The sequence below is a fragment of the Bacillus sp. Root920 genome, assembly GCF_001429445.1.
In the GTDB taxonomy this organism is placed as follows: Bacteria; Bacillota; Bacilli; order Bacillales; family Bacillaceae; genus Bacillus; species Bacillus safensis.
The window spans coordinates 339,909-359,768 of the sequence record NZ_LMJV01000007.1 but is presented as its reverse complement, the minus strand read 5'-3'; the positions used below and the strand labels follow the sequence as shown (position 1 = coordinate 359,768).

Genomic DNA, 19,860 nt, shown 5'->3' with positions numbered 1-19,860 from the left:
AGGATGAAGCACAGGTATTTGCCGCAAACAGAGCAAGATCAAAAAGAAATGCTGGATGTCATCGGCGTTCAGTCGATTGATGAGCTTTTTTCAGATATCCCAGAGAAAGTTAGATTCAAAGGAGCATACAACATCAAAGAAGCCGCATCTGAAACAGCGCTTGTCAGGGAATTATCCCGACTAGCTGCAAAGAATAAAGATACAGTTTCCTATGCATCGTTTCTTGGTGCTGGTGTATATGATCATTACCAGCCTGTCATTGTCGATCATGTGATCTCACGCTCTGAATTTTATACAGCGTATACACCTTATCAGCCGGAGATTTCGCAAGGTGAATTGCAAGCGATCTTTGAATTTCAAACAATGATTGCTGAGCTGACTGGTATGGATCTAGCCAACTCCTCGATGTATGATGGCGGGACGGCACTAGCTGAAGCGGCAATGCTTGCTGCGGGACACACAAAGAAGAAAAAAGTGGTGGTTTCTGAAACGGTTCACCCTGAATCAAGAGCGGTGCTGAAAACATACGCCAAAGGACAAAACATTGAAGTTGTTGAAGTGCCTGCGAAAAAAGGGCAGACAGATTTAGCTGCATTGGAAAAGGCGGTCTGCGATAATACAGCAGCAGTTCTTGTGCAATATCCAAACTTTTTTGGTGTCGTAGAGCCGTTAAAAGATATCGAACCCATTGCACATAAAGGAAAAAGCCTGTTCATTGTCTCTAGCAATCCCCTCGCACTCGGGCTATTAACACCGCCTGGAAAACTCGGGGCAGATATTGTCGTTGGTGATGCGCAGCCGTTCGGCATCCCGGCTGCATTTGGCGGACCTCACTGCGGATATTTTGCTGTGACGAAAAAGTTGATGAGAAAAGTGCCAGGTCGTTTAGTCGGGCAGACAGAAGATGAAAATGGTGTTCGTGGATTTGTTCTGACCCTTCAAGCGCGTGAGCAGCACATTCGAAGAGATAAAGCGACGTCAAATATTTGCTCAAACCAAGCATTAAATGCATTAGCTGCTTCTGTTGCCATGACGGCACTAGGGAAAACAGGCATAAAAGATATCGCCTATCAAAACGTGCAAAAAGCCCACTATGCCAAGAAACAGGCAGAAAAATATGGACTGCAGGCGGATGTAGAAGGGGCTCATTTTAATGAATTTGTGATCAAGTTACAGGAGCCTGTGAAAGAAGCCAATAAACGATTGCTTGAAAAAGGAATCATCGGCGGCTACGACTTGGGGCTAGACTACCCAGAGCTTCAGCAGCACATGCTTGTAGCCGTGACAGAGCTAAGAACAAAAGAAGAAATTGATACGTTTATCAAGGAATTGGGGGATCGCCATGAATAAACAAGATCAGCCGCTTATTTTTGAATTATCTAAAGAAGGAAGAATAGGGTACAGTCTGCCTGATTTAGATGTACCTGAACAGGAGATCCCGTCTTTATTTGATGAGACGTATATCCGTGATGAAGATGCTGAGCTTCCTGAAGTATCTGAGCTTGATATTATGCGCCATTATACAGCATTATCAAGACGCAATCATGGGGTCGATTCCGGATTTTATCCTCTTGGCTCTTGTACGATGAAATATAATCCAAAGATTAATGAAAAGGTTGCACGCCTTGCAGGGTTCTCACAGGTCCATCCGCTACAAGAGGCAGACACTGTGCAAGGTGCATTAGAATTACTATACGATCTAGGTGAACATCTTGAAGAAATTACGGGAATGGACGCTGTGACATTACAGCCTGCGGCAGGAGCACATGGCGAATGGACGGGACTTATGATGATCCGTGCGTATCATGAAGCAAGAGGAGATCATCAGCGTACAAAAGTCATTGTGCCTGATTCTGCTCATGGAACGAACCCGGCATCTGCGACAGTCGCTGGATTTGAAACCATTACCGTCGCATCTGACGAAAACGGGCTTGTTGATTTAGAAGATTTACGCCGCGTTGTTAATGAAGAAACAGCTGCTTTAATGCTTACAAACCCGAATACACTAGGCCTCTTTGAAGAAAATATTTTAGAAATGGCTGAAATCGTTCACGGAGCGGGCGGTAAGCTTTATTATGACGGAGCCAACTTGAACGCTGTTTTAAGCAGAGCAAGACCAGGAGATATGGGATTTGACGTTGTCCACTTAAATCTTCATAAAACCTTTACAGGCCCGCACGGAGGCGGAGGTCCTGGCTCAGGTCCTGTTGGCGTTAAAAAGGAATTAATTCCTTATTTGCCAAAGCCGGTGCTTGTGAAGAAGGAAGGCTGTTTTTACTTTGATCATGACCGTCCAGAATCAATTGGGCGCGTGAAGCCATTCTATGGCAACTTTGGCATTAACGTCAGAGCTTATGCGTACATCCGCTCTATGGGGCCAGACGGTTTAAAGGCTGTAACCGATAATGCCGTGTTAAATGCGAACTATATGATGCGCCGCTTAAGTGCTCATTATGATTTGCCGTTTGATCGTCACTGTAAGCATGAATTTGTCCTTTCAGGTAAACGTCAGAAAAAATTAGGTGTGCGGACACTGGATATTGCCAAACGATTACTTGATTTCGGCTACCATCCGCCAACGATCTACTTCCCGCTCAATGTAGAGGAATGTATCATGATTGAACCGACTGAAACAGAATCAAAAGAAACACTTGATGCATTCATCGAAGCAATGATTCAGATAGCGAAAGAAGCAGAAGAGAATCCTGAAGTGGTGCAGGAAGCGCCGCATACAACGGTTGTCAAACGTATGGATGAAACAAAGGCCGCACGGAATCCAGTTCTCGTTTTTGAAAGAAAATAAAGAAAAAAGACTCAGGGGGAATCATGCTCCCAGAGTCTTTTTAGTTAGTTCTTCGTTTTAATGCGGCCGCCCCATTTTTTAAAGCCGCCTTTTAAATTATAAATCTCACGGCAGCCGTTTTTACGTAAAGTTTGGGCTGCTTTTCCGCTTCTAAAATTATTTTGACAATAGAGATAAACAGGCTTGTCAGGACGTATTTCATTTTTACGCTGCTTTAGTTGGGAAAGGGGGATATTTCTTGCCCCTAAAATATGTCCGCCTTCAAACTCATTTGGCTCTCTCACATCAATGAGCTGGGCTTTGCGGTAACCTTTAATAAATTCTTCTTCCGTCAGCGTTTTCATAATGCGCTGTTGATAAATGTAGCTGCCGATGGAATAAAGAACGAAAAGTCCACAAAGTGAGAGGACGATATAGTTGAACATTGACAATACAACTCGACTCCTTCTTGAGCATCAGCACAGTAGCCTGTCTGATGGTACGTTTTAGACAAATACTATTATAGTAAAGCATAAGAAACTTGTCATCATAAATGGTAAGAATTATTTTCAATTCCGTCCCTATTTGATAGACTGATGAAGAGAGAAAACCGGTGGTCACCACCATCATCTAACATTGACTACGTAAAAGAGAAGGGATTTTATATGCAAAAAGAGAAATGGTGTTTCATTGATTCAGGAAACCAAGATCCTGCCTTTAACATGGCAATGGACGAAGCCTTGCTTTATTGGCATAGCGAGAAGCTCATCCCGCCTGTTATCCGCTTTTATGGATGGAATCCGGCGACATTATCTGTTGGGTATTTTCAGAACGTTGAAAAAGAAATCAACCTAGAAGCCGTCAAGCGATATGGTCTTGGATTTGTCCGCAGACCAACCGGAGGACGGGGAGTACTTCATGACCAGGAGCTGACCTACAGCGTGATTGTGTCAGAGGAACATCCAGAAATGCCAGCGACGGTGACAGAGGCGTACCGCGTTATTTCAGAAGGCATTTTAGAGGGCTTTAAAGAGCTGGGACTCGATGCGTATTTTGCCATTCCTCGTACAGATAAAGAAAAGGAAAGCTTAAAGAATCCAAGATCATCTGTATGCTTTGATGCCCCTTCTTGGTACGAGCTTGTTGTAGAAGGCAGAAAGGTAGCGGGCAGTGCTCAGACGAGACAAAAAGGTGTCATTCTCCAGCATGGATCTATTTTAATTGACCTTGATGAGGACAAATTGTTCGATTTGTTCCTTTATCCAAACGACCGGGTGAGAGAGCGGATGCAGCGAAGCTTTAAAAACAAAGCGGTTGCCATCAATGAAATCTCAGACCGAACATGTACAATAGACGATGCGCGTGCTGCGTTTAAAAGAGGGTTTGAAAAAGGATTAAATATTGAGCTTGAACCTTATGAGCTGACAGATGAAGAATTAGCGTTTATCCATCATCTCGCAAAAACGAAATATGCCTCAGATGATTGGAATTACAAGCGTTAAGCCGAAGGACACTCCTTGTTTTTTAATGAACGATGGTGTAGAATTGGGTTGATTATTAAGTAAAGGTGCATTATGGAGGGGTTTTATGACTACACCTAGTATGGAAGATTACATTGAACAAATTTATATGCTGATAGAAGATAAAGGATATGCCAGAGTCTCTGATATTGCAGAAGCACTCGCTGTCCATCCCTCCTCTGTAACAAAAATGGTTCAGAAGCTAGATAAAGATGAATACCTCATTTATGAGAAGTATCGTGGTCTAATTTTAACCCCGAAAGGCAAAAAAATTGGAAAACGTCTCGTATACAGACATGAACTGCTAGAGCAATTTTTAAGAATCATTGGTGTAGATGAAGAGAAAATTTATGATGATGTAGAAGGCATTGAACATCATCTCAGCTGGAACAGCATTGACCGCATCGGCGATCTCGTTCAATTTTTTGAAGAAAACGATGAGCGATCTGTTCAGCTGAAAGCGATTCAAAAGAAAAACGAACAAACAAATCAAGAATCTTAATCAAAAAGGACACCCTCAGCATGGGTGTCCTTTTTGATTAAAGTTCTAATTGAAAGCAAAAGCTCCTACACTATTATTAGCGTGAAATCAAAGGGGGCTCCTTGATGAAGATAGATGGTGTGTTCTCAGGTGGAGGCATTAAGGGGGCAGCGCTTGCAGGTGCCTATGAAGCGCTTGAAGCGAGAGGATTTCAATTTGTCCGTCTTGCTGGTACAAGTGCTGGCGCAATCATTGCTTCACTCATCGCAGCAGGTTTTACAAGCCAGGAAATTCGCACGCTTTTAGATGAAATGGATGAGCATCAATTGCTTGATAGGAGATGTCAATTCATCCCCTTTAAAATGCTCAGGTGGGTATCCATTTACTGGCGTCTCGGTCTTTATAAAGGAGACCGGCTGGAAAAATGGCTGACCGATGTGCTAAAACGAAAAGGGGTCACCGTGTTTGGAGACCTCAAAAAAGATTCGCTGAAAATCGTTGCGTCCGATTTAACGAATGGAAAAATCCTTGTTCTGCCAGACGACCTTCCTTCATATGGATTAAATCCAGAACGGTTTTCCGTGGCGAGGGCTATTCGAATGAGCTGCAGCCTGCCGTATTTTTTCGAACCTGTCAAACTGAAGTCTTCAAAAGGCATTTGTACCATTGTAGATGGAGGAGTGCTGAGCAATTTTCCAATTTGGCTGTTTGCTGAAGAGAAAAAAAGACCGTTCGTCGGTGTTACATTAACGCCAAACGAAAAAGAACGCCCTCAACACTCCATCCGCAATGCGTTTGAACTGTTTGGCGCTCTTTTTGAAACGATGCGTGGTGCTCATGACGAAAGACATATCGCCACAAAACACGAACGTCATATTATTTTTATTCCTGTAGAACACGTCATTGCCACTGATTTTCAACTCATGACAGAAAAGAAAAAGGCGCTCGTCGATCTAGGCAGACAGAAGGCCGAGCAATTTTTAAAAAGCTGGACATTTTAAAATAAGGCGCGATTCTTCTTTTTGTTTTTCTTGCCTTCAATCACAGTCAAATGTGTTTGGCTTTTCTTTTTGAGAAGGACGGGCTTAGACTTGTGGTCAGTCGGCACGCTTCGCAAATGAGTGACCCGATTTTTCATCTGGCTTTTCGTTTTTGGTTTAGGCTGCTGGTAGCGACGTTTTGATTGTTTGACTGCTTTACGATAAAGATTGCCCTCTGTTCCAGTTCTTCGATTCATCAGCCATCTAAATAGGAAAAACAAAACCGCTCCAATGATCACAACAGACAGCAGCATGGTAAAAAGTCTGCCTGGGTTCGTTGTGAGTAAGTACACAAATCCCAAAACACCTAAAGCGAAAATAATGGTAAAAGCAGGATGTACTCGGCGATTCATAACTGTCCACCTCCGAAGGAATTTACCGGATTTATAAGTTAGATCACTTGATGAGCAGAATCTGACGCTTGTTTCAGAGATACTTCCTCTAAACGAAGAAGTTCATTAAAACTTGCAATGGCTACCTCGACTTGATCGTCAGAAGGTTCTTTTGTTGTGAGCAATTGCAGCCAAAGGCCAGGATAGCCAAGCGCTTTAAGCACAGGCACTTCTCGGAGTTTGTTCGTGAATTGAAGCACTTCAAATGAAATGCCCAGAACAACCGGAATAAGTGCCAAGCGGTTCAGAACTCTCACCCATAAAGGATCTGTCGGTACGAGTAAATAGACGAACATCCCGACAATGACAGTGAATAAAATAAAGCTGCTGCCGCATCGATAATGCAGACGGGATTGCTTTTGGACATTTTCCACTGTGATGTCAAGGTTCTGTTCATAGCAGTTTATGACTTTATGTTCTGCCCCATGATATTGAAATACTCTTTTAATTAAAGGGGTCATGGAAATAAAGTAAATATAGCCTAATAAAAGGACCAATTTGAAGAATGTTTCAACTGCGATTTGTGCGAAATTCCCTGAAAAGATGGGACGAACAAGCTCTGCTAAAAAGACAGGTACCAGGGTAAAGACAAATTTACTAAAGAGTAGAGAGAGAACTCCGATCACAGCAATGCCGAAGATCATGGATAATTTCGAGCCTTTTTGTTCCTTTTCAAGAGTATGATCTTCAGAAGGATCTAAGTCATATCGCTCACTGGAGAAGTTTAAGTGCTTACTGCCGTTTGCGCTTGCTTCAACAAGTGCAGCAACACCCCTGACAAAGGGGATTTTCTTGAGAAAGGCGGTTCGTTTATTGGAGGTCTGGGGAAGCTTCAAAAACTCAATGGACTGGTCCTTTCGCCGAATCGCTGTCACATAGTTCTTCTTACCTCCGAACATGACACCTTCGACAACTGCCTGCCCTCCATAAGCTGGAGGTTTTGTTTGATTGGACATATTTCATCAACCTGCCTGTTTCCTGTAATTTACATGCATTTCCTTATACCTTTATTGTACAGGAAATGAGGGGAAATCACTAGCGCACAGGTCGATTATCTACTAGAATTCTATCTACCTCTTTTTAGCCAGTATACCCTGTTTTAAAAATTTTACACTCATGCATGGAAATCCTTTTTTTTATGACATTTTGGACATACTACTTGCTGGAGGTGTTCACAAATGAAACGTGATGAAAAGAAAAACCAAGAAGAAAAAAATCAGTCCGTGCAAACGACATCACTGGTGGCAAGGGCAGCTGCTACAGGCTTTGTCGGCGGTGTTTTTTGGGGCTTTATCGGGTTTCTGGCCTATGTGTTTCATTTTTCAGAGGTGAGTCCCAATATGCTGCTTCAGCCATTTGTGCTTGGAGAATGGAAAAAGGGAGGACTTGGTACTTTTATCAGTATTGTGCTGTTAGGAGTTTTATCGATTGGAGCCGCCTTTATTTATTTTGGGCTTTTAAAAAGGATTAAAGGCTTTTGGATGGGTTTAGTATATGGCGGGCTTTTATGGCTGCTCGTTTTTTACGTATTTAATCCCATTTTCCCAGATGTAAAGCAAGTACAAGAGTTGCAGCAAAGCACCGTTGTCACGACATTTTGCCTATATATTTTATATGGCATGTTTGTCGGGTACAGCATTTCGTTTGAATATAATGAATTGACAAGTCAGAAGCTTGCAAGGGCACTCGGGAAAAAGACAGAATAAAGTGTAAATCGCCTATTCATATGATAAAATATTTTTGGAAACGAAAGGTTTCTAAGGAAAAAGAAACAGATCTCGATATAGATTGAATTAGGGTGAAGGAGTGGTCATATGCCTCATTTTCTTGTACTGAATGGACCCAATTTAAATAGGCTTGGCAAAAGAGAGCCTGCTGTTTATGGAAGTAAGACGCTGACAGATTTAGAGACGGATTTGTTCCAGTTCGCAGAACGAGCAAACATCCAATTAACGTTCTTTCAATCAAATCACGAAGGGGATTTGATTGATGCGCTCCATGAAGCAGAAGATCAATACGATGGTGTCGTGTTTAACCCGGGTGCATTTACCCACTACAGCTATGCGCTGAGAGATGCCATTGCAAGTATTTCTTTATCAGTCATTGAAGTACATATCACAAATGTTCATAAGAGAGAGGAATTCCGCCATCATTCTGTACTTGCTCCTGTATGCCAAGGACAAATCGTTGGGCTTGGCTTAGAAGGGTATAAATTGGCGATTCGTTATTTAGTCAGTGAAGGGGGAGCAGTATCATGAAACTTGAAAAACTAAGAGCACTATTAAGTGAATTAGAGATCGATGGCCTTGTCATTACGAGCAGTTTTAATTTACAGTATATGACCAGCTTTACCGGATCAGCCGGTCTTGCTGTCGTTTCAAAGGACCGGGCAGCTTTTATCACGGACTTCCGCTATACAGAGCAAGCGAAGGCTCAAGTCAAAGGCTATGACATCATTGAACATAAAGGAAACATTGTGGAAACGGCTGCTCAAACGGCAAAGGAATTTGGAGTGAAACGCCTTGGGTTCGAACAAAACCATATGACATTTGCCGCGTATCAGCAGTACGCAGCCAAAGCAGGCGGTATAGAGCTTGTTCCAGTCTCTGAATCAGTTGAAAAGTTGCGCTTGATTAAGTCTAGTGAAGAGATTAAGATATTAGAGGAAGCTGCGAAGATTGCAGATCACGCCTTTGATCATATTCTCACTTACATCAAGCCGGGCCTGACGGAAATTGCTGTCATGAACGAGCTTGAATTTTTCATGAGAAAAGAAGGTGCTGAAGGATCTTCATTCGATATGATAGTTGCCTCAGGTGTTCGTTCAAGCCTGCCTCACGGAAGAGCGAGTGAAAAGGTGATTGAATCTGGTGATTTAGTGACACTCGATTTTGGTGCTTACTATAAAGGCTATTGTTCTGATATGACAAGAACGATTGCTGTCGGAACACCAAGCGACAAGCTAAAGGAAATTTATCATATCGTATTAGAAGCAGAAAACGCTGGTGTGGATAGAATCAAGCCAGGCTTAACAGGAAAAGAAGCTGATCGCATCACACGAGACATCATTGAAAAGTATGGCTATGGTCAATACTTCGGGCATTCAACCGGGCACGGGCTAGGTATGGAAGTACATGAAGCGCCAGGCCTTTCCTCACGATCAGAGGTCGTCTTAGAAGAGGGAATGGTCGTCACAGTTGAGCCGGGGATTTACTTGCCAGATGTCGGCGGCGTGAGAATTGAGGATGATATTGTCCTGACAGCTGACGGCAATAAACGATTGACCCACTCACCGAAAGAACTTATCATATTATGATGGTGAAATGTAGGAGGATGACAAAATGATTTCAGTAAACGATTTTCGTACTGGCCTGACAATTGAAGTGGACGGCGGTATTTGGCGAGTAGTGGATTTTCAGCACGTAAAACCAGGGAAAGGCGCAGCGTTTGTTCGTTCGAAACTGCGTAACCTGCGTACAGGTGCCATTCAAGAAAAAACATTCCGCGCAGGCGAAAAAGTAGCGAAAGCACAAATCGAAACAAAAACAATGCAATACTTGTATGCAAATGGCGATCAGCATGTCTTCATGGATACAAGTTCTTATGAGCAGCTTGAACTAAGTGAAGCACAAATTAAAGATGAGCTGAAATATTTGCTTGAAAATATGTCTGTTCAAATCGTGATGTACGGTGCTGAAACTCTTGGAGTAGAACTTCCAAACACAGTAGAACTAGAAGTAGTAGAAACAGAGCCTGGTATTAAAGGTGACACAACATCAGGCGGCTCAAAACCTGCAAAAACTGAAACTGGTTTAATCGTCAACGTTCCTTTCTTTGTGAACCAAGGAGATAAACTAGTGATTAATACTTCTGACGGCTCATACGTTTCAAGAGCGTAATGAACGAAATAAGACTGTAAACCTCGTGTTTACAGTCTTTTTTTATTGGAAAAATGACTCCTCAAGGCAGGCCTTCTCTCAATTCTCTCATTCATCTCTCTTCCTTCCTGAAAAACAAGACTACTTCCAGCTGGTCAAGCATATAGTGTAAAAAAAGCTGGAGGTTCTATATGAAACAATTTCTCCCAGGTCTACACCCGTCAGTCGCTGCAATGGCAGGCATGAGGTTCTTATCTGCCGCCATTGAACTGACGGCAGCCATCCTTATTTTAATCACAAATGATGTACGGAAAGCGGTAGTCATCAATAGTATATTGGCAATCATCGGGCCGCTCATTTTTATTATCACGATGACGATTGGAATCTATCAAATTGCCGGGCAGCTATCCTATGCAAAGCTCGTGTTCATTTTCATTGGTGTCGTGTTTATTCTTGTTGGGATCTATAAGTGAAACGGCTTGGCATAATTAACGGCTCACATCATACATTTTAGAGAAGAAAAAAAGGAGGGGAATTCGTTGCGGAGTTTGTTGGATATTCTCCCGCACTCGATTGGACAAGAACTCAGGCTGCTAAAAGAGGCAGAATGGGCGCAAATAGAAGAAATCCGCATTCGCACGGATCGTCCTATTGAATTAATGCAGGGAGGAAAACCACGTTTCCTTTCTTATCGCACCACCTGGGAAGATGCGTCTCAGCTATTAGGCAGGCTGAGCAATTACAGCATGTACACACTTGAGGAAGAGCTAAAACAGGGCTATATCACGATATCTGGCGGACACCGGGTAGGACTTGCTGGGAAGGTGATCGTTGAAAACGGATTTGTCAAAGGGTTAAGAGATATCTCTTCATTTAATATCCGCATTGCCAAAGAAAAAATCGGGATTGCGCTTCCTTTTCTTCCTTATTTATATGAAGAGCACTGGCACAATACACTCATCATCGGCCCCCCGCAAACGGGGAAAACCACATTGCTCCGGGATATAGCACGTCTTGCTAGTACAGGCACAAAGACAATCCCTCCTAGAAAAACAGGCATTATTGATGAGCGTTCTGAAATTGCCGGATGTATAAGAGGGGTGCCGCAGCACCATTTTGGCCACCGGATTGATGTACTCGATGCGTGTCCAAAGGCTGAAGGATTGATGATGATGATTCGGTCTATGAGCCCAGAGGTCATGATTGTCGATGAAATCGGAAAAAGTGAGGATGTAGAGGCACTTTTAGAAGCGATTCATGCCGGAGTCAACATCATCGTCTCAGCTCATGGCTATTCACTTGAAGATGTATATAAACGACCTTCTTTTAAACCGTTATGGGAGCTTCGTGTGTTTGAACGATATGTTGAATTAAATCGAAACAATGGGCCTGGCACGATCGGGCGAATGTACGGTGGGGACGGCCAAGAGATGAAATGGAGGCGGGGAGTGGACGTATGTTAAAGCTCATTGGCGCTATTTTCATTGTCGCGGCAACGACTTGGGGAGGCTTCGAGTTTGCCAAACGATATAGCGACAGACCTAAACAAATTCGGCAGCTGCGGTTTGCTCTCCAGTCTCTTGAAGCTGAAATTATGTATGGTCAAACCCCTTTAGCACGGGCGGCAGAGCAAATTGCAGCGCAGGTAGGTCCACCTGTGAATCAGCTGTTTGAACAATTTGCAGAAAAGCTGAAAGTGGGGACCTTTTCTGCACGCCATGCATGGAACGAAAGTCTTGAAGATGTTTGGAAAAAAACCGTATTGAAAAAAGGCGAATATGAGGCGTTGAAGCACTTTGGAGAAACACTTGGCCAGCATGATGTCACTTCTCAGCAAAAGTATATCAAGCTTGCTTTAGGCCATTTGGAATCAGAGGAGAAAGAAGCTGAAATCGCCCAAGCGAAAAATGAAAAAATGGTCAGAAGCCTCGGATTTTTAAGCGGATTACTACTGATTCTTTTATTGATGTGAGAGGAAGGGAGTCGAGAGCATGGGCGTTGATGTAAACGTCATTTTTCAAATTGCCGGAGTAGGCATCGTCGTGGCCTTTCTCCATACGATTTTAGACCAAATGGGGAAGAAAGAGTACGCTCAGTGGGTGACGCTGCTTGGGTTTATCTACATTTTGTTTATGGTGGCAACCATTGTAGACGATTTGTTTAAAAAGATTAAAGCCGTATTTCTATTTCAAGGATAGGGGAGGGCTTACAAATCGAAATCATACAAATTGTTGGACTTGGTTTAATCGCTACTTTTTTAGCATTAATCGTCAAAGAACAAAAGCCAACCTTCGCCTTTATGCTTGTTGTTTTTACCGGATGTGTCATTTTTCTTTATTTAATTGATCAAATCTATGCCATTATCTCGATGATTGAAAAAATTGCAGCAAGTGCCGGCGTCAATATGAAGTATGTTGAAACCATATTGAAGATCATTGGCATTGCCTATATTGCGGAATTTGGCGCTCAGCTGACGAAGGATGCTGGACAAGGCGCCATTGCATCCAAAATAGAGCTAGGCGGCAAGATTCTCATCTTGGTGATGGCAGTCCCAATTTTAACAGTCATCATTGAGACGATCTTAGGAATGATCCCGTCCATGACGTAAATGAAAAGAGGTGATGACAATGAAACGGGTGACCGCTGTAATGGGATTGATGCTTTTCTTTTGGCTGATTGCTCCGCATGCAGGGGCAGAAGAAAAAGAACCTTTATCTAATGAACAGCCAGCAGCACAGGAAGTGGCGAATGGACAGGCTGATGCACTTGAGCTTCATTCCATCAGTGACTTTTGGGAAACCATTTTGGACGAGTATGGCGGCTTTTTGCCAGAAAGCCAAAAGGGCACAGTGAAGGAAATGATTGACGGCGATAAAGAGCTGTCTCCCCAAACATGGCTGAAAGCCTTTGTACATTATCTGTTTCACGAGGTCATTGCAAACGGAAAGCTTCTAGGTACTCTGATTTTACTCACCATCTTTTGTTCGCTTTTGCAGCTTTTACAAAATGCCTTTGAACAAAGTACCGTCAGCAAAGTCGCATATGCTCTTGTTTATATGGTGCTGATTATTATTGCACTTAACAGCTTTCATGTGGCGATTTCCTATGCCACAGAAGCCATTCAAACGATGACCAGTTTTATTCTTGCTCTTATTCCTCTTTTACTAGCGCTTATTGCTTCATCAGGCGGGCTTGTCTCAGCCGGATTCTTTCATCCCGTTATTATATTTTTAATGAACACGAGCGGTGTTTTCATTCAGTATGTCGTTCTCCCGCTCATCTTTTTATCTGCAATATTGAGCATTATCAGTACGCTGACCGAACAATACAAGGTCACCCAGCTTGCCCAGCTGTTAAGAAATGTGGCAATTGGCGGGCTTGCCGTTTTTTTAACCGTTTTTCTCGGCGTCATTTCCGTTCAGGGTGCATCTGCGGCCGTTACGGATGGAATCGCTCTTCGTACAGCCAAATTCATTACCGGAAACTTCATCCCTGTCCTAGGCAGAATGTTTACAGATGCGACCGATACCGTGATCAGCGCCTCTGTTTTACTCAAAAATACAGTCGGACTAGTTGGGGTCGCCATTTTGATTTCAATTGCCGCTTTCCCGGCGATTAAAGTGCTTTCGTTAGCCCTTATCTATAAGCTTGCTGCTGCCATCCTTCAGCCGTTAGGGGGCGGACCTATCATCAGCTGTCTTGATGTCATTTCAAAAAGTGTGCTGTATATATTTGCCGCACTTGCTGTAGTGTCGCTCATGTTCTTTTTAAGCATTACCGTCATCATCACTGCGGGTAACCTGACCATGATGATGAAGTAAGGAGGGGACACCTTTTGAGTTTTCTCACGGAATGGATCACAAGTATTATTCTTTTTATCTTATTTGCGATTGTTATTGATCTTCTGCTTCCCAATTCGAGCATGCAAAAGTATGCAAAAATGGTCGTCAGCCTGCTGCTCATCGTGGTGATGCTCAATCCGATTTTTGCTTTATTTCGAGCAGATCCTGATCAAATTTTTTCAGAATTGATGAAAGGGAAGGAAGAAGCGCAGTCAGAAGAAATAAAAAATCAGATGAATTTAGAAAAAAAAGAAATACAAGCCTCTCAGCGTGCATATATTTTAAAGCAAATGGCTGTCCAACTAGAAAAAAGCGCAAAGGAGCCACTGGAGAAGGAGAGCTATGTAATGAAACACGTAGAAGTGCTGGCTGATGAGGAGCATCTGGATCAGAATATGGAGGCGGATCAATTTCGCATCAAAGCAGTTCTTTCCCCGCTCACAGGTGATGCTGTAGAAACGGTGGCAAAGGTGGACATTGATCTCTCCAAGCAAAAGGAGGAAAGCGCTGGATCTTCTAGCAAAGAGATCACGAGGGTGAAAGAGACACTTGCTGATGTTTGGAATACGAGTCCTGAGCACATCGCGCTGAACATTGAGGGAGGTGACGCAGCAGATCATGAATAACAAGGACTGGAAACAAAAGCTGAAATCATTCTTCCAGCCGCCTGAAAAAGGTGAAGGGAAACCCAAATTAACGAAGCACCATTACTTGCTGCTTGTATTCATTATCGGCGTATCTTTCATGTTAGTCAGTCAGATCTTGTCACCGCCATCAAGCAAACAACAAGCTGCGGTTCCTGCTTCTAAAAAAACATCCTCAGAAGAGCAGGAGGTATTCAAACCGGCATCCTCAGGTAAACCAAAAAATTCAATTGAGGACGTGGAGCAAGAATACGAAAATCAGCTGAAAGAAATTTTAGAGACCATCATCGGCGTTGAGGATGTATCCATTGTGGTCAATGTAGATGCAACGTCTTTAAAAGTGTTTGAAAAAAACAAATCCAATAAAAGTACAACGACCGAGGAAACAGATAAAGAAGGCGGCGTACGAAGTGTCACCGATCAAACAAAAGAAGAAGAAGTCGTCATCATCAAAAATGGCAATGAAGAAACACCAGTCGTTGTTCAAACGAAAAAACCAGAAATCCGAGGTGTCCTCGTTGTTGCTCAAGGAGTAGACAACGTTCAAATAAAGAAAACCATCATTGAAGCGGTTACACGAGTGCTTGATGTACCGACCCATAGAGTGGCTGTTGCCCCTAAAAAAATCAAGGAGGATTCGGAATGATGTTAAAAAAACAAACGGTTTGGCTATTAACGATGCTAAGTTTAGTTGTCGTATTAAGTGTGTACTATATCATGTCTCCACAGGGTGAAAATGCAGTGACAGTAGAAGATACGAAATCAAAAGGCACTGAAGAGAAAAAGGTTGAAACAGAAAAAGGGACGGACAAAGGCATGGAAAAAGGCGCTGATAAGAAATCCACTGACAAAGAAACAAACGGCAAACAAGAGGATATCGAAACAAGCGGTGAAGAAGGAAAGGCTGTGTCAGAGCAAACAGACGATGAGCTTTTTACAACATACAGACTAGAGCTTGAAGATAAACGAAGCAAGCAGCGCGAAGAATACAACGAAATTGTCTCCAGTGACGATGCAACAGCGCAAGAAAAAAGTGAAGCATACGATCAAATGACTGCGCTCAGTGAAGCAGAAGGAACTGAGCGTCAGCTTGAGACATTGATCAAAACAAAAGGCTATAAAGATGCGCTCGTAAGTGCTGAAGGGGATAAAGTGAGCATCACGGTTCGTTCTGATAAAAAATCAAAATCTCAAGCGGCCGATATTATTGATATGGTCACAAAAGAAATGAGAGGTCTTGATAACGTAGCTGTCACTTTTGAGCCCACTAATCAATAAAAATGAACTGGCGCCCTTTGCGGAAAAGGGCGTTTTTTGATGCGGCTTGACGCCCTCTCCAAGGTACTTACGCGAGGCGCTTCACCACAATAGTAGTTGAATTCATCGAAATCCTCCTGTAAGATGGTTATAGTATGTACTTTTAGTACTAGCCTATAATAAAAAGATAAATCCATACATAGGGGTGCAAATCCATGTTAAAAATCGAAGAAATTCATGAACTGATTAAATTAATTGACGACTCTACTATCGATGAGTTTACGTACGAAAACGAAGGTGCAAAAATCAAACTGAAGAAAAATAAAGAAGTCGTTCAGCAAGTTGCGGCACAAGCACCAGTGGCTCCAGTCCAAGCAGCTCCAGCTCAACAAGCTCCTAAAGCACAAGCTCCAGCTCAGACCGAAGCCCCTGCACAAGAGGCAGCTGCGTCTGAAAATCTGCATAAAATCACATCCCCAATGGTTGGTACATTTTATGCTTCCTCTTCACCAGAAGCAGATCCATACGTGACAACAGGTTCCAAGGTGAAGGAAAACACTGTTGTATGTATCGTGGAAGCGATGAAACTGTTTAATGAAATCGAAGCAGAAGTAAAAGGTGAAATCGTCGAAGTATTAGCTGAAAACGGTCAGCTTGTAGAATTCGGACAACCCCTCTTTCTAGTGAAAGCAGAGTAAGGAGTACGATCATGATTAAAAAGCTATTAATTGCAAACAGAGGAGAAATCGCAGTTAGAATTATCCGCGCTTGTAAAGAGCTTGGAATTGAAACTGTTGCGGTATTTTCTGAAGCGGATCGCGATGCGCTGCATGTACAAATGGCTGATGAAGCATATTGCATCGGACCGACTGCTTCTAAAGATAGTTATTTAAATGTCACGAATATTGTCAGCGTAGCAAAATTAACAGGGACAGATGCCATCCATCCAGGATACGGCTTTTTAGCAGAAAATGCAGACTTTGCAGAGCTTTGCGAGGAATGTAATGTAATCTTTGTTGGACCAACTGCGTCAGCGATTTCCAAAATGGGAACGAAAGATGTCGCGCGAGAAACAATGAAGAATGCAGGCGTTCCGATCGTCCCTGGTTCTCAAGGAATTGTAAAAGATCTTGATGATGCTGTTTCAACAGCAGCTAGTATTGGGTATCCTGTGATTATTAAAGCAACTGCAGGCGGAGGCGGTAAAGGGATCCGTGTGGCTCGTACAGAAGAAGAGCTTATTAACGGAGTCACCATCACGCAGCAGGAAGCGGCGCAAAACTTTGGGAACCCTGGTGTCTATTTAGAAAAGTTCATTGAAGACTTTAGACATGTGGAAATTCAAGTGCTTGCAGATCAGCATGGCAATACGATTCATTTAGGAGAGCGTGATTGCTCGATCCAAAGAAGAATGCAAAAGCTTCTTGAAGAAACGCCATCACCAGCACTAAATGCAGACATTCGTGAGCAAATGGGTGAAGCAGCTGTAAAAGCAGCAGAAGCTGTTGAATACACAGGTGCTGGAACAGTCGAATTCATTTATGATTATAATGAAGAGAAGTTCTACTTCATGGAAATGAATACTCGTATTCAAGTAGAGCATCCTGTGACAGAAATGGTCACAGGTGTAGACTTGATCAAAGAACAGATCAAGGTTGCATCAGGTGAGAAGCTTTCTCTTACACAAGAGGATGTCGTATATGAAGGCTGGGCGATCGAATGCCGCATCAATGCAGAGAACCCAGAGAAAAACTTCATGCCTTCAGCTGGTGAAATTAAAATGTATCTTCCGCCAGGCGGTTTAGGTGTACGTGTTGATTCTGCCGCTTATCCGGGCTATGTGATTCCGCCATATTATGACAGCATGATTGCAAAAGTGATTACATATGGTAAGACGAGAGAAGAAGCGATTGCGAAAATGAAACGTGCGCTTCAAGAATTCGTCATTGAAGGAGTCTACACAACGATTCCATTCCACCTTAGATTGCTCGAGCATGAAACATTTGTGAGCGGTAACTTTAATACGAAGTTTTTAGAAACATACCAAATCATGAAATAATCACAGCTTTCGGAGGTGAATGATCGTGTCAGAAAACAATTTGCTTGAAATGAACCTTGATGAAGATCAATTGGGAAAAGTGCAAATTGCACCAGAAGTGATTGAAGTCATTGCTGGGATCGCCGCTTCAGAAGTCGAAGGCATTGCCGAAATGCGCGGCAATTTCGCTGCTGATGTAGCAGAACGCTTTGGTAAGAAAAATCACCGTAAAGGTGTAAAAGTAGATGTCTCTGATGAAGGCATCACAATCGATGTGTATTGTGTGGTTGAATTTGGCCTATCCATTCCAAAGGTATCCACTGCTGTACAAGAAAATATCCGTCAAACCCTTTTGAACATGACTGCCTTAACGATTAATGAAATTAACATTCATGTCGTTGGCATTCAATTTGAAACAAAAGCACCTGAGGCTGAAGTAGATCAAGAAATGTAAAATAGGGTTCAAGTGAAACCAAGGAGGCATTGCCTCTTTGGTTTTTTAAAGCCCATTTTTGAGTAATTTCCGAATATTGATAACGTGACGCGTGGATTGATTCGTTTTTCGTCACAGCTCGCATGGATCTTGGTGCGACCACGGTCAAAATATGTTATGATCTCTGTATGGCTTAACGACAAGCGGATAAAGTGGTTAAAGGAGTAAATAATGAAAAGAAGAACTGCAAGAGAAAAGGCGCTACAAACATTATTTCAAATTGATGTGAGCAATATTGATCCGAAAGAGGCCATTACACATGCGCTGGATGAACAAGAATCAGATCCTTTTTTCGAGGAACTGGTTTTCGGTGTGCTTGAACAAAAGGACAAGCTTGATGACATGATCTCACAGCATCTAGTGAATTGGAAACTCGATCGTATTGCAAACGTAGACAGAGCCATTTTAAGGCTGTCTGTGTACGAGATGGTGTATCAAGAAGACATCCCAGTTAGTGTCTCAATGAATGAAGCGATTGAACTCGCCAAATTATTCGGCGATGATAAAGCACCGAAATTTGTAAATGGTGTACTTTCGAACATTAAAAACGACCTAAAGCAGCAATAGGAGGATTCGACATGACAGCAACAATCATCGATGGGAAAGAAACAGCAAAAGAAAAACGTGAACAATTAGCAAAAGAAGTAGAAGAGCTAAAACAAAAAGGAGTCACACCTGGTCTTGCCGTTATTCTAATCGGTGATGATCCGGCTTCACTTTCTTACGTACGCGGGAAGAAAAAAGCAGCAGAAGCAATGGGCATGCACTTTCAGCTTGATCATTTAGATGCTTCTTTAACAGAAGAAGAATTGCTTCAGCTGATTGATCAGTACAATGCGAACGATCAATTCCACGGGATTCTTGTTCAACTTCCACTGCCAAAACATATTTCTGAAAAAGCCGTTATTGAACGTATTTCACCTGAGAAAGATGTAGATGGTTTCCATCCATTAAATATCGGGAAAATGCTGCTTGGAGAAGATACATTCCTACCTTGTACACCAGCAGGCATTGTTGAATTACTGAACAAAACGGGTGTCAGTCTTTCTGGAAAAGAAGTGGTTGTTGTAGGGCGCAGCAATATTGTCGGCAAACCAGTGGGACAATTGCTATTAAACGAAAATGCAACGGTTACTTACTGCCATTCAAGAACGGCGAATATTTCAGAACATACATTAAAAGCGGACATTTTAGTTGTTGCCGTCGGTCGAGCAAACTTTATAAAAGCTGACCAAATCAAAGAAGGTGCAATTGTCATCGATGTAGGAGTCAATCGTTTAGATACTGGGAAGCTTGTTGGGGATGTTGATTTTGAAGAAGCGAAAGAAAAAGCTTCTTACATCACACCAGTCCCTGGCGGAGTCGGTCCAATGACGATTACGATGCTTGCACACAATACGGTTAAATCAGCAAAACGTACATTAGCATAAGCTTTATCCATTCATCCACCCGCATGCTGCCGGTGGATGAATGTGCGTTTTTGAAGAGGAGGA

At 42.7% G+C, this 19,860-nt stretch carries 26 protein-coding genes; 23 read left to right on the top strand and 3 right to left on the bottom strand.

Annotated features, from left to right (window positions below):
• Positions 1-3 precede the first annotated feature (3 nt).
• Together gcvPA and gcvPB are read left to right on the top strand one after the other, a co-directional pair.
• A complete protein-coding gene (gene gcvPA, locus ASE42_RS13145; protein ID WP_056767316.1) occupies positions 4-1,350 on the top strand; it encodes an aminomethyl-transferring glycine dehydrogenase subunit GcvPA in 1,347 nt (448 codons plus the stop codon).
• Entirely contained in the window at positions 1,343-2,803 is a 1,461-nt protein-coding gene (gcvPB, locus tag ASE42_RS13140; RefSeq protein WP_056767313.1) for an aminomethyl-transferring glycine dehydrogenase subunit GcvPB, read from the top strand. Before gcvPA ends, gcvPB begins: the two co-directional genes overlap by 8 nt.
• A 44-nt stretch (positions 2,804-2,847) precedes the next feature.
• Here gcvPB and ASE42_RS13135 read toward each other — a convergent pair whose 3' ends face one another.
• Positions 2,848-3,228: a rhodanese-like domain-containing protein gene (locus tag ASE42_RS13135; protein ID WP_024422963.1), complete on the bottom strand. Its 381-nt coding sequence runs from the start codon at positions 3,226-3,228 to the stop codon at positions 2,848-2,850.
• Positions 3,229-3,447: 219 nt separating this feature from the next.
• Here ASE42_RS13135 and ASE42_RS13130 point away from each other — a divergent pair, with 219 nt between their 5' ends.
• From ASE42_RS13130 to ASE42_RS13120, 3 genes are all read left to right on the top strand, one after another.
• Complete coding sequence (locus ASE42_RS13130; RefSeq protein WP_056767310.1) at positions 3,448-4,284, top strand: biotin/lipoate A/B protein ligase family protein; 837 nt, start codon at positions 3,448-3,450, stop codon at positions 4,282-4,284.
• An 85-nt stretch (positions 4,285-4,369) separates the two neighbouring features.
• Positions 4,370-4,804: a transcriptional regulator MntR gene (gene mntR / locus ASE42_RS13125; protein WP_024422961.1), complete on the top strand. Its 435-nt coding sequence runs from the start codon at positions 4,370-4,372 to the stop codon at positions 4,802-4,804.
• A 104-nt stretch (positions 4,805-4,908) separates the two neighbouring features.
• Positions 4,909-5,784, top strand: a complete 876-nt coding sequence (locus ASE42_RS13120; RefSeq protein WP_024422960.1) for a patatin-like phospholipase family protein — start codon at positions 4,909-4,911, stop codon at positions 5,782-5,784.
• On the opposite strand, the gene ASE42_RS13115 is transcribed toward ASE42_RS13120, so the two are convergent.
• Both ASE42_RS13115 and ASE42_RS13110 read right to left on the bottom strand, forming a co-directional pair.
• Positions 5,781-6,176 (bottom strand): SA1362 family protein, encoded by a 396-nt coding sequence (locus ASE42_RS13115; protein WP_024422959.1) that lies wholly within the window; start codon positions 6,174-6,176, stop codon positions 5,781-5,783. The two genes, ASE42_RS13120 and ASE42_RS13115, sit on opposite strands and share 4 nt — an antisense overlap.
• A 38-nt stretch (positions 6,177-6,214) precedes the next feature.
• On the bottom strand, positions 6,215-7,171 hold the full coding sequence (locus ASE42_RS13110) for a DUF1385 domain-containing protein (protein ID WP_056767309.1): 957 nt from the start codon (positions 7,169-7,171) through the stop codon (positions 6,215-6,217).
• Between the two features lie 222 nt (positions 7,172-7,393).
• Here ASE42_RS13110 and ASE42_RS13105 point away from each other — a divergent pair, with 222 nt between their 5' ends.
• The 18 genes from ASE42_RS13105 (at position 7,394) to folD (ending at position 19,797) form a co-directional block, all read left to right on the top strand.
• The gene (locus ASE42_RS13105; protein WP_024422957.1) at positions 7,394-7,921 is read left to right on the top strand and encodes a YqhR family membrane protein; all 528 of its coding nucleotides are present in this window, start codon (positions 7,394-7,396) and stop codon (positions 7,919-7,921) included.
• A 108-nt stretch (positions 7,922-8,029) separates the two neighbouring features.
• Positions 8,030-8,473, top strand: coding sequence for a type II 3-dehydroquinate dehydratase (gene aroQ, locus ASE42_RS13100; RefSeq protein ID WP_024422956.1), 444 nt, complete (start codon positions 8,030-8,032; stop codon positions 8,471-8,473).
• The gene (locus ASE42_RS13095; protein ID WP_056767308.1) at positions 8,470-9,531 is read left to right on the top strand and encodes a M24 family metallopeptidase; all 1,062 of its coding nucleotides are present in this window, start codon (positions 8,470-8,472) and stop codon (positions 9,529-9,531) included. Before aroQ ends, ASE42_RS13095 begins: the two co-directional genes overlap by 4 nt.
• A 25-nt stretch (positions 9,532-9,556) precedes the next feature.
• Positions 9,557-10,114 (top strand): elongation factor P, encoded by a 558-nt coding sequence (gene efp / locus ASE42_RS13090; protein ID WP_024422954.1) that lies wholly within the window; start codon positions 9,557-9,559, stop codon positions 10,112-10,114.
• A 170-nt stretch (positions 10,115-10,284) separates the two neighbouring features.
• Positions 10,285-10,566 carry a YqhV family protein gene (locus tag ASE42_RS13085; protein ID WP_024422953.1) on the top strand — a complete coding sequence of 94 codons (282 nt, stop codon included), beginning with the start codon at positions 10,285-10,287 and terminating at the stop codon, positions 10,564-10,566.
• Between the two features lie 66 nt (positions 10,567-10,632).
• Positions 10,633-11,556, top strand: a complete 924-nt coding sequence (spoIIIAA, locus tag ASE42_RS13080; protein ID WP_025092985.1) for a stage III sporulation protein AA — start codon at positions 10,633-10,635, stop codon at positions 11,554-11,556.
• On the top strand, positions 11,550-12,065 hold the full coding sequence (gene spoIIIAB, locus ASE42_RS13075) for a stage III sporulation protein SpoIIIAB (protein ID WP_024428003.1): 516 nt from the start codon (positions 11,550-11,552) through the stop codon (positions 12,063-12,065). The genes spoIIIAA and spoIIIAB overlap by 7 nt, the downstream gene beginning before the upstream one ends.
• Positions 12,066-12,084: 19 nt before the next feature.
• Positions 12,085-12,291 (top strand): stage III sporulation protein AC, encoded by a 207-nt coding sequence (spoIIIAC, locus tag ASE42_RS13070; RefSeq protein ID WP_003153142.1) that lies wholly within the window; start codon positions 12,085-12,087, stop codon positions 12,289-12,291.
• A complete protein-coding gene (gene spoIIIAD, locus ASE42_RS13065; RefSeq protein ID WP_087978339.1) occupies positions 12,288-12,701 on the top strand; it encodes a stage III sporulation protein AD in 414 nt (137 codons plus the stop codon). Before spoIIIAC ends, spoIIIAD begins: the two co-directional genes overlap by 4 nt.
• Before the next feature lie 19 nt (positions 12,702-12,720).
• Entirely contained in the window at positions 12,721-13,914 is a 1,194-nt protein-coding gene (gene spoIIIAE, locus ASE42_RS13060; RefSeq protein ID WP_024422950.1) for a stage III sporulation protein AE, read from the top strand.
• Between the two features lie 14 nt (positions 13,915-13,928).
• Entirely contained in the window at positions 13,929-14,561 is a 633-nt protein-coding gene (gene spoIIIAF / locus ASE42_RS13055) for a stage III sporulation protein AF (RefSeq protein WP_024422949.1), read from the top strand.
• The gene (gene spoIIIAG, locus ASE42_RS13050) at positions 14,554-15,225 is read left to right on the top strand and encodes a stage III sporulation protein AG (protein WP_056767307.1); all 672 of its coding nucleotides are present in this window, start codon (positions 14,554-14,556) and stop codon (positions 15,223-15,225) included. The genes spoIIIAF and spoIIIAG overlap by 8 nt, the downstream gene beginning before the upstream one ends.
• Positions 15,225-15,857 carry a SpoIIIAH-like family protein gene (locus tag ASE42_RS13045; protein WP_024428006.1) on the top strand — a complete coding sequence of 211 codons (633 nt, stop codon included), beginning with the start codon at positions 15,225-15,227 and terminating at the stop codon, positions 15,855-15,857. The genes spoIIIAG and ASE42_RS13045 overlap by 1 nt, the downstream gene beginning before the upstream one ends.
• 194 nt (positions 15,858-16,051) lie before the next feature.
• Positions 16,052-16,534 carry an acetyl-CoA carboxylase biotin carboxyl carrier protein gene (gene accB / locus ASE42_RS13040; RefSeq protein ID WP_024428007.1) on the top strand — a complete coding sequence of 161 codons (483 nt, stop codon included), beginning with the start codon at positions 16,052-16,054 and terminating at the stop codon, positions 16,532-16,534.
• A gap of 11 nt (positions 16,535-16,545) precedes the next feature.
• Positions 16,546-17,895, top strand: a complete 1,350-nt coding sequence (gene accC, locus ASE42_RS13035; RefSeq protein ID WP_024422945.1) for an acetyl-CoA carboxylase biotin carboxylase subunit — start codon at positions 16,546-16,548, stop codon at positions 17,893-17,895.
• Between the two features lie 25 nt (positions 17,896-17,920).
• Positions 17,921-18,328: an Asp23/Gls24 family envelope stress response protein gene (locus ASE42_RS13030; protein WP_024422944.1), complete on the top strand. Its 408-nt coding sequence runs from the start codon at positions 17,921-17,923 to the stop codon at positions 18,326-18,328.
• Between the two features lie 210 nt (positions 18,329-18,538).
• Positions 18,539-18,934, top strand: coding sequence for a transcription antitermination factor NusB (gene nusB, locus ASE42_RS13025; protein ID WP_012010530.1), 396 nt, complete (start codon positions 18,539-18,541; stop codon positions 18,932-18,934).
• Between the two features lie 11 nt (positions 18,935-18,945).
• Positions 18,946-19,797, top strand: coding sequence for a bifunctional methylenetetrahydrofolate dehydrogenase/methenyltetrahydrofolate cyclohydrolase FolD (gene folD / locus ASE42_RS13020; protein WP_024422943.1), 852 nt, complete (start codon positions 18,946-18,948; stop codon positions 19,795-19,797).
• The last annotated feature ends 63 nt before the right edge of the window (positions 19,798-19,860 follow it).

Coding starts and splice junctions, on each gene's coding strand:
- ASE42_RS13135 (WP_024422963.1), bottom strand. CDS start 3,228: ATGTTCAACTATATCGTCCTCTCACTTTGTGGACTTTTCGTTCTTTAT.
- gcvPA (WP_056767316.1), top strand. CDS start 4: ATGAAGCACAGGTATTTGCCGCAAACAGAGCAAGATCAAAAAGAAATG.
- spoIIIAG (WP_056767307.1), top strand. CDS start 14,554: ATGAATAACAAGGACTGGAAACAAAAGCTGAAATCATTCTTCCAGCCG.
- ASE42_RS13105 (WP_024422957.1), top strand. CDS start 7,394: ATGAAACGTGATGAAAAGAAAAACCAAGAAGAAAAAAATCAGTCCGTG.
- ASE42_RS13115 (WP_024422959.1), bottom strand. CDS start 6,176: ATGAATCGCCGAGTACATCCTGCTTTTACCATTATTTTCGCTTTAGGT.
- folD (WP_024422943.1), top strand. CDS start 18,946: ATGACAGCAACAATCATCGATGGGAAAGAAACAGCAAAAGAAAAACGT.
- aroQ (WP_024422956.1), top strand. CDS start 8,030: ATGCCTCATTTTCTTGTACTGAATGGACCCAATTTAAATAGGCTTGGC.
- mntR (WP_024422961.1), top strand. CDS start 4,370: ATGACTACACCTAGTATGGAAGATTACATTGAACAAATTTATATGCTG.
- ASE42_RS13110 (WP_056767309.1), bottom strand. CDS start 7,171: ATGTCCAATCAAACAAAACCTCCAGCTTATGGAGGGCAGGCAGTTGTC.
- nusB (WP_012010530.1), top strand. CDS start 18,539: ATGAAAAGAAGAACTGCAAGAGAAAAGGCGCTACAAACATTATTTCAA.
- ASE42_RS13095 (WP_056767308.1), top strand. CDS start 8,470: ATGAAACTTGAAAAACTAAGAGCACTATTAAGTGAATTAGAGATCGAT.
- ASE42_RS13130 (WP_056767310.1), top strand. CDS start 3,448: ATGCAAAAAGAGAAATGGTGTTTCATTGATTCAGGAAACCAAGATCCT.
- ASE42_RS13085 (WP_024422953.1), top strand. CDS start 10,285: ATGAAACAATTTCTCCCAGGTCTACACCCGTCAGTCGCTGCAATGGCA.
- efp (WP_024422954.1), top strand. CDS start 9,557: ATGATTTCAGTAAACGATTTTCGTACTGGCCTGACAATTGAAGTGGAC.
- gcvPB (WP_056767313.1), top strand. CDS start 1,343: ATGAATAAACAAGATCAGCCGCTTATTTTTGAATTATCTAAAGAAGGA.
- spoIIIAB (WP_024428003.1), top strand. CDS start 11,550: ATGTTAAAGCTCATTGGCGCTATTTTCATTGTCGCGGCAACGACTTGG.
- accB (WP_024428007.1), top strand. CDS start 16,052: ATGTTAAAAATCGAAGAAATTCATGAACTGATTAAATTAATTGACGAC.
- spoIIIAE (WP_024422950.1), top strand. CDS start 12,721: ATGAAACGGGTGACCGCTGTAATGGGATTGATGCTTTTCTTTTGGCTG.
- ASE42_RS13120 (WP_024422960.1), top strand. CDS start 4,909: ATGAAGATAGATGGTGTGTTCTCAGGTGGAGGCATTAAGGGGGCAGCG.
- spoIIIAC (WP_003153142.1), top strand. CDS start 12,085: ATGGGCGTTGATGTAAACGTCATTTTTCAAATTGCCGGAGTAGGCATC.
- accC (WP_024422945.1), top strand. CDS start 16,546: ATGATTAAAAAGCTATTAATTGCAAACAGAGGAGAAATCGCAGTTAGA.
- ASE42_RS13045 (WP_024428006.1), top strand. CDS start 15,225: ATGTTAAAAAAACAAACGGTTTGGCTATTAACGATGCTAAGTTTAGTT.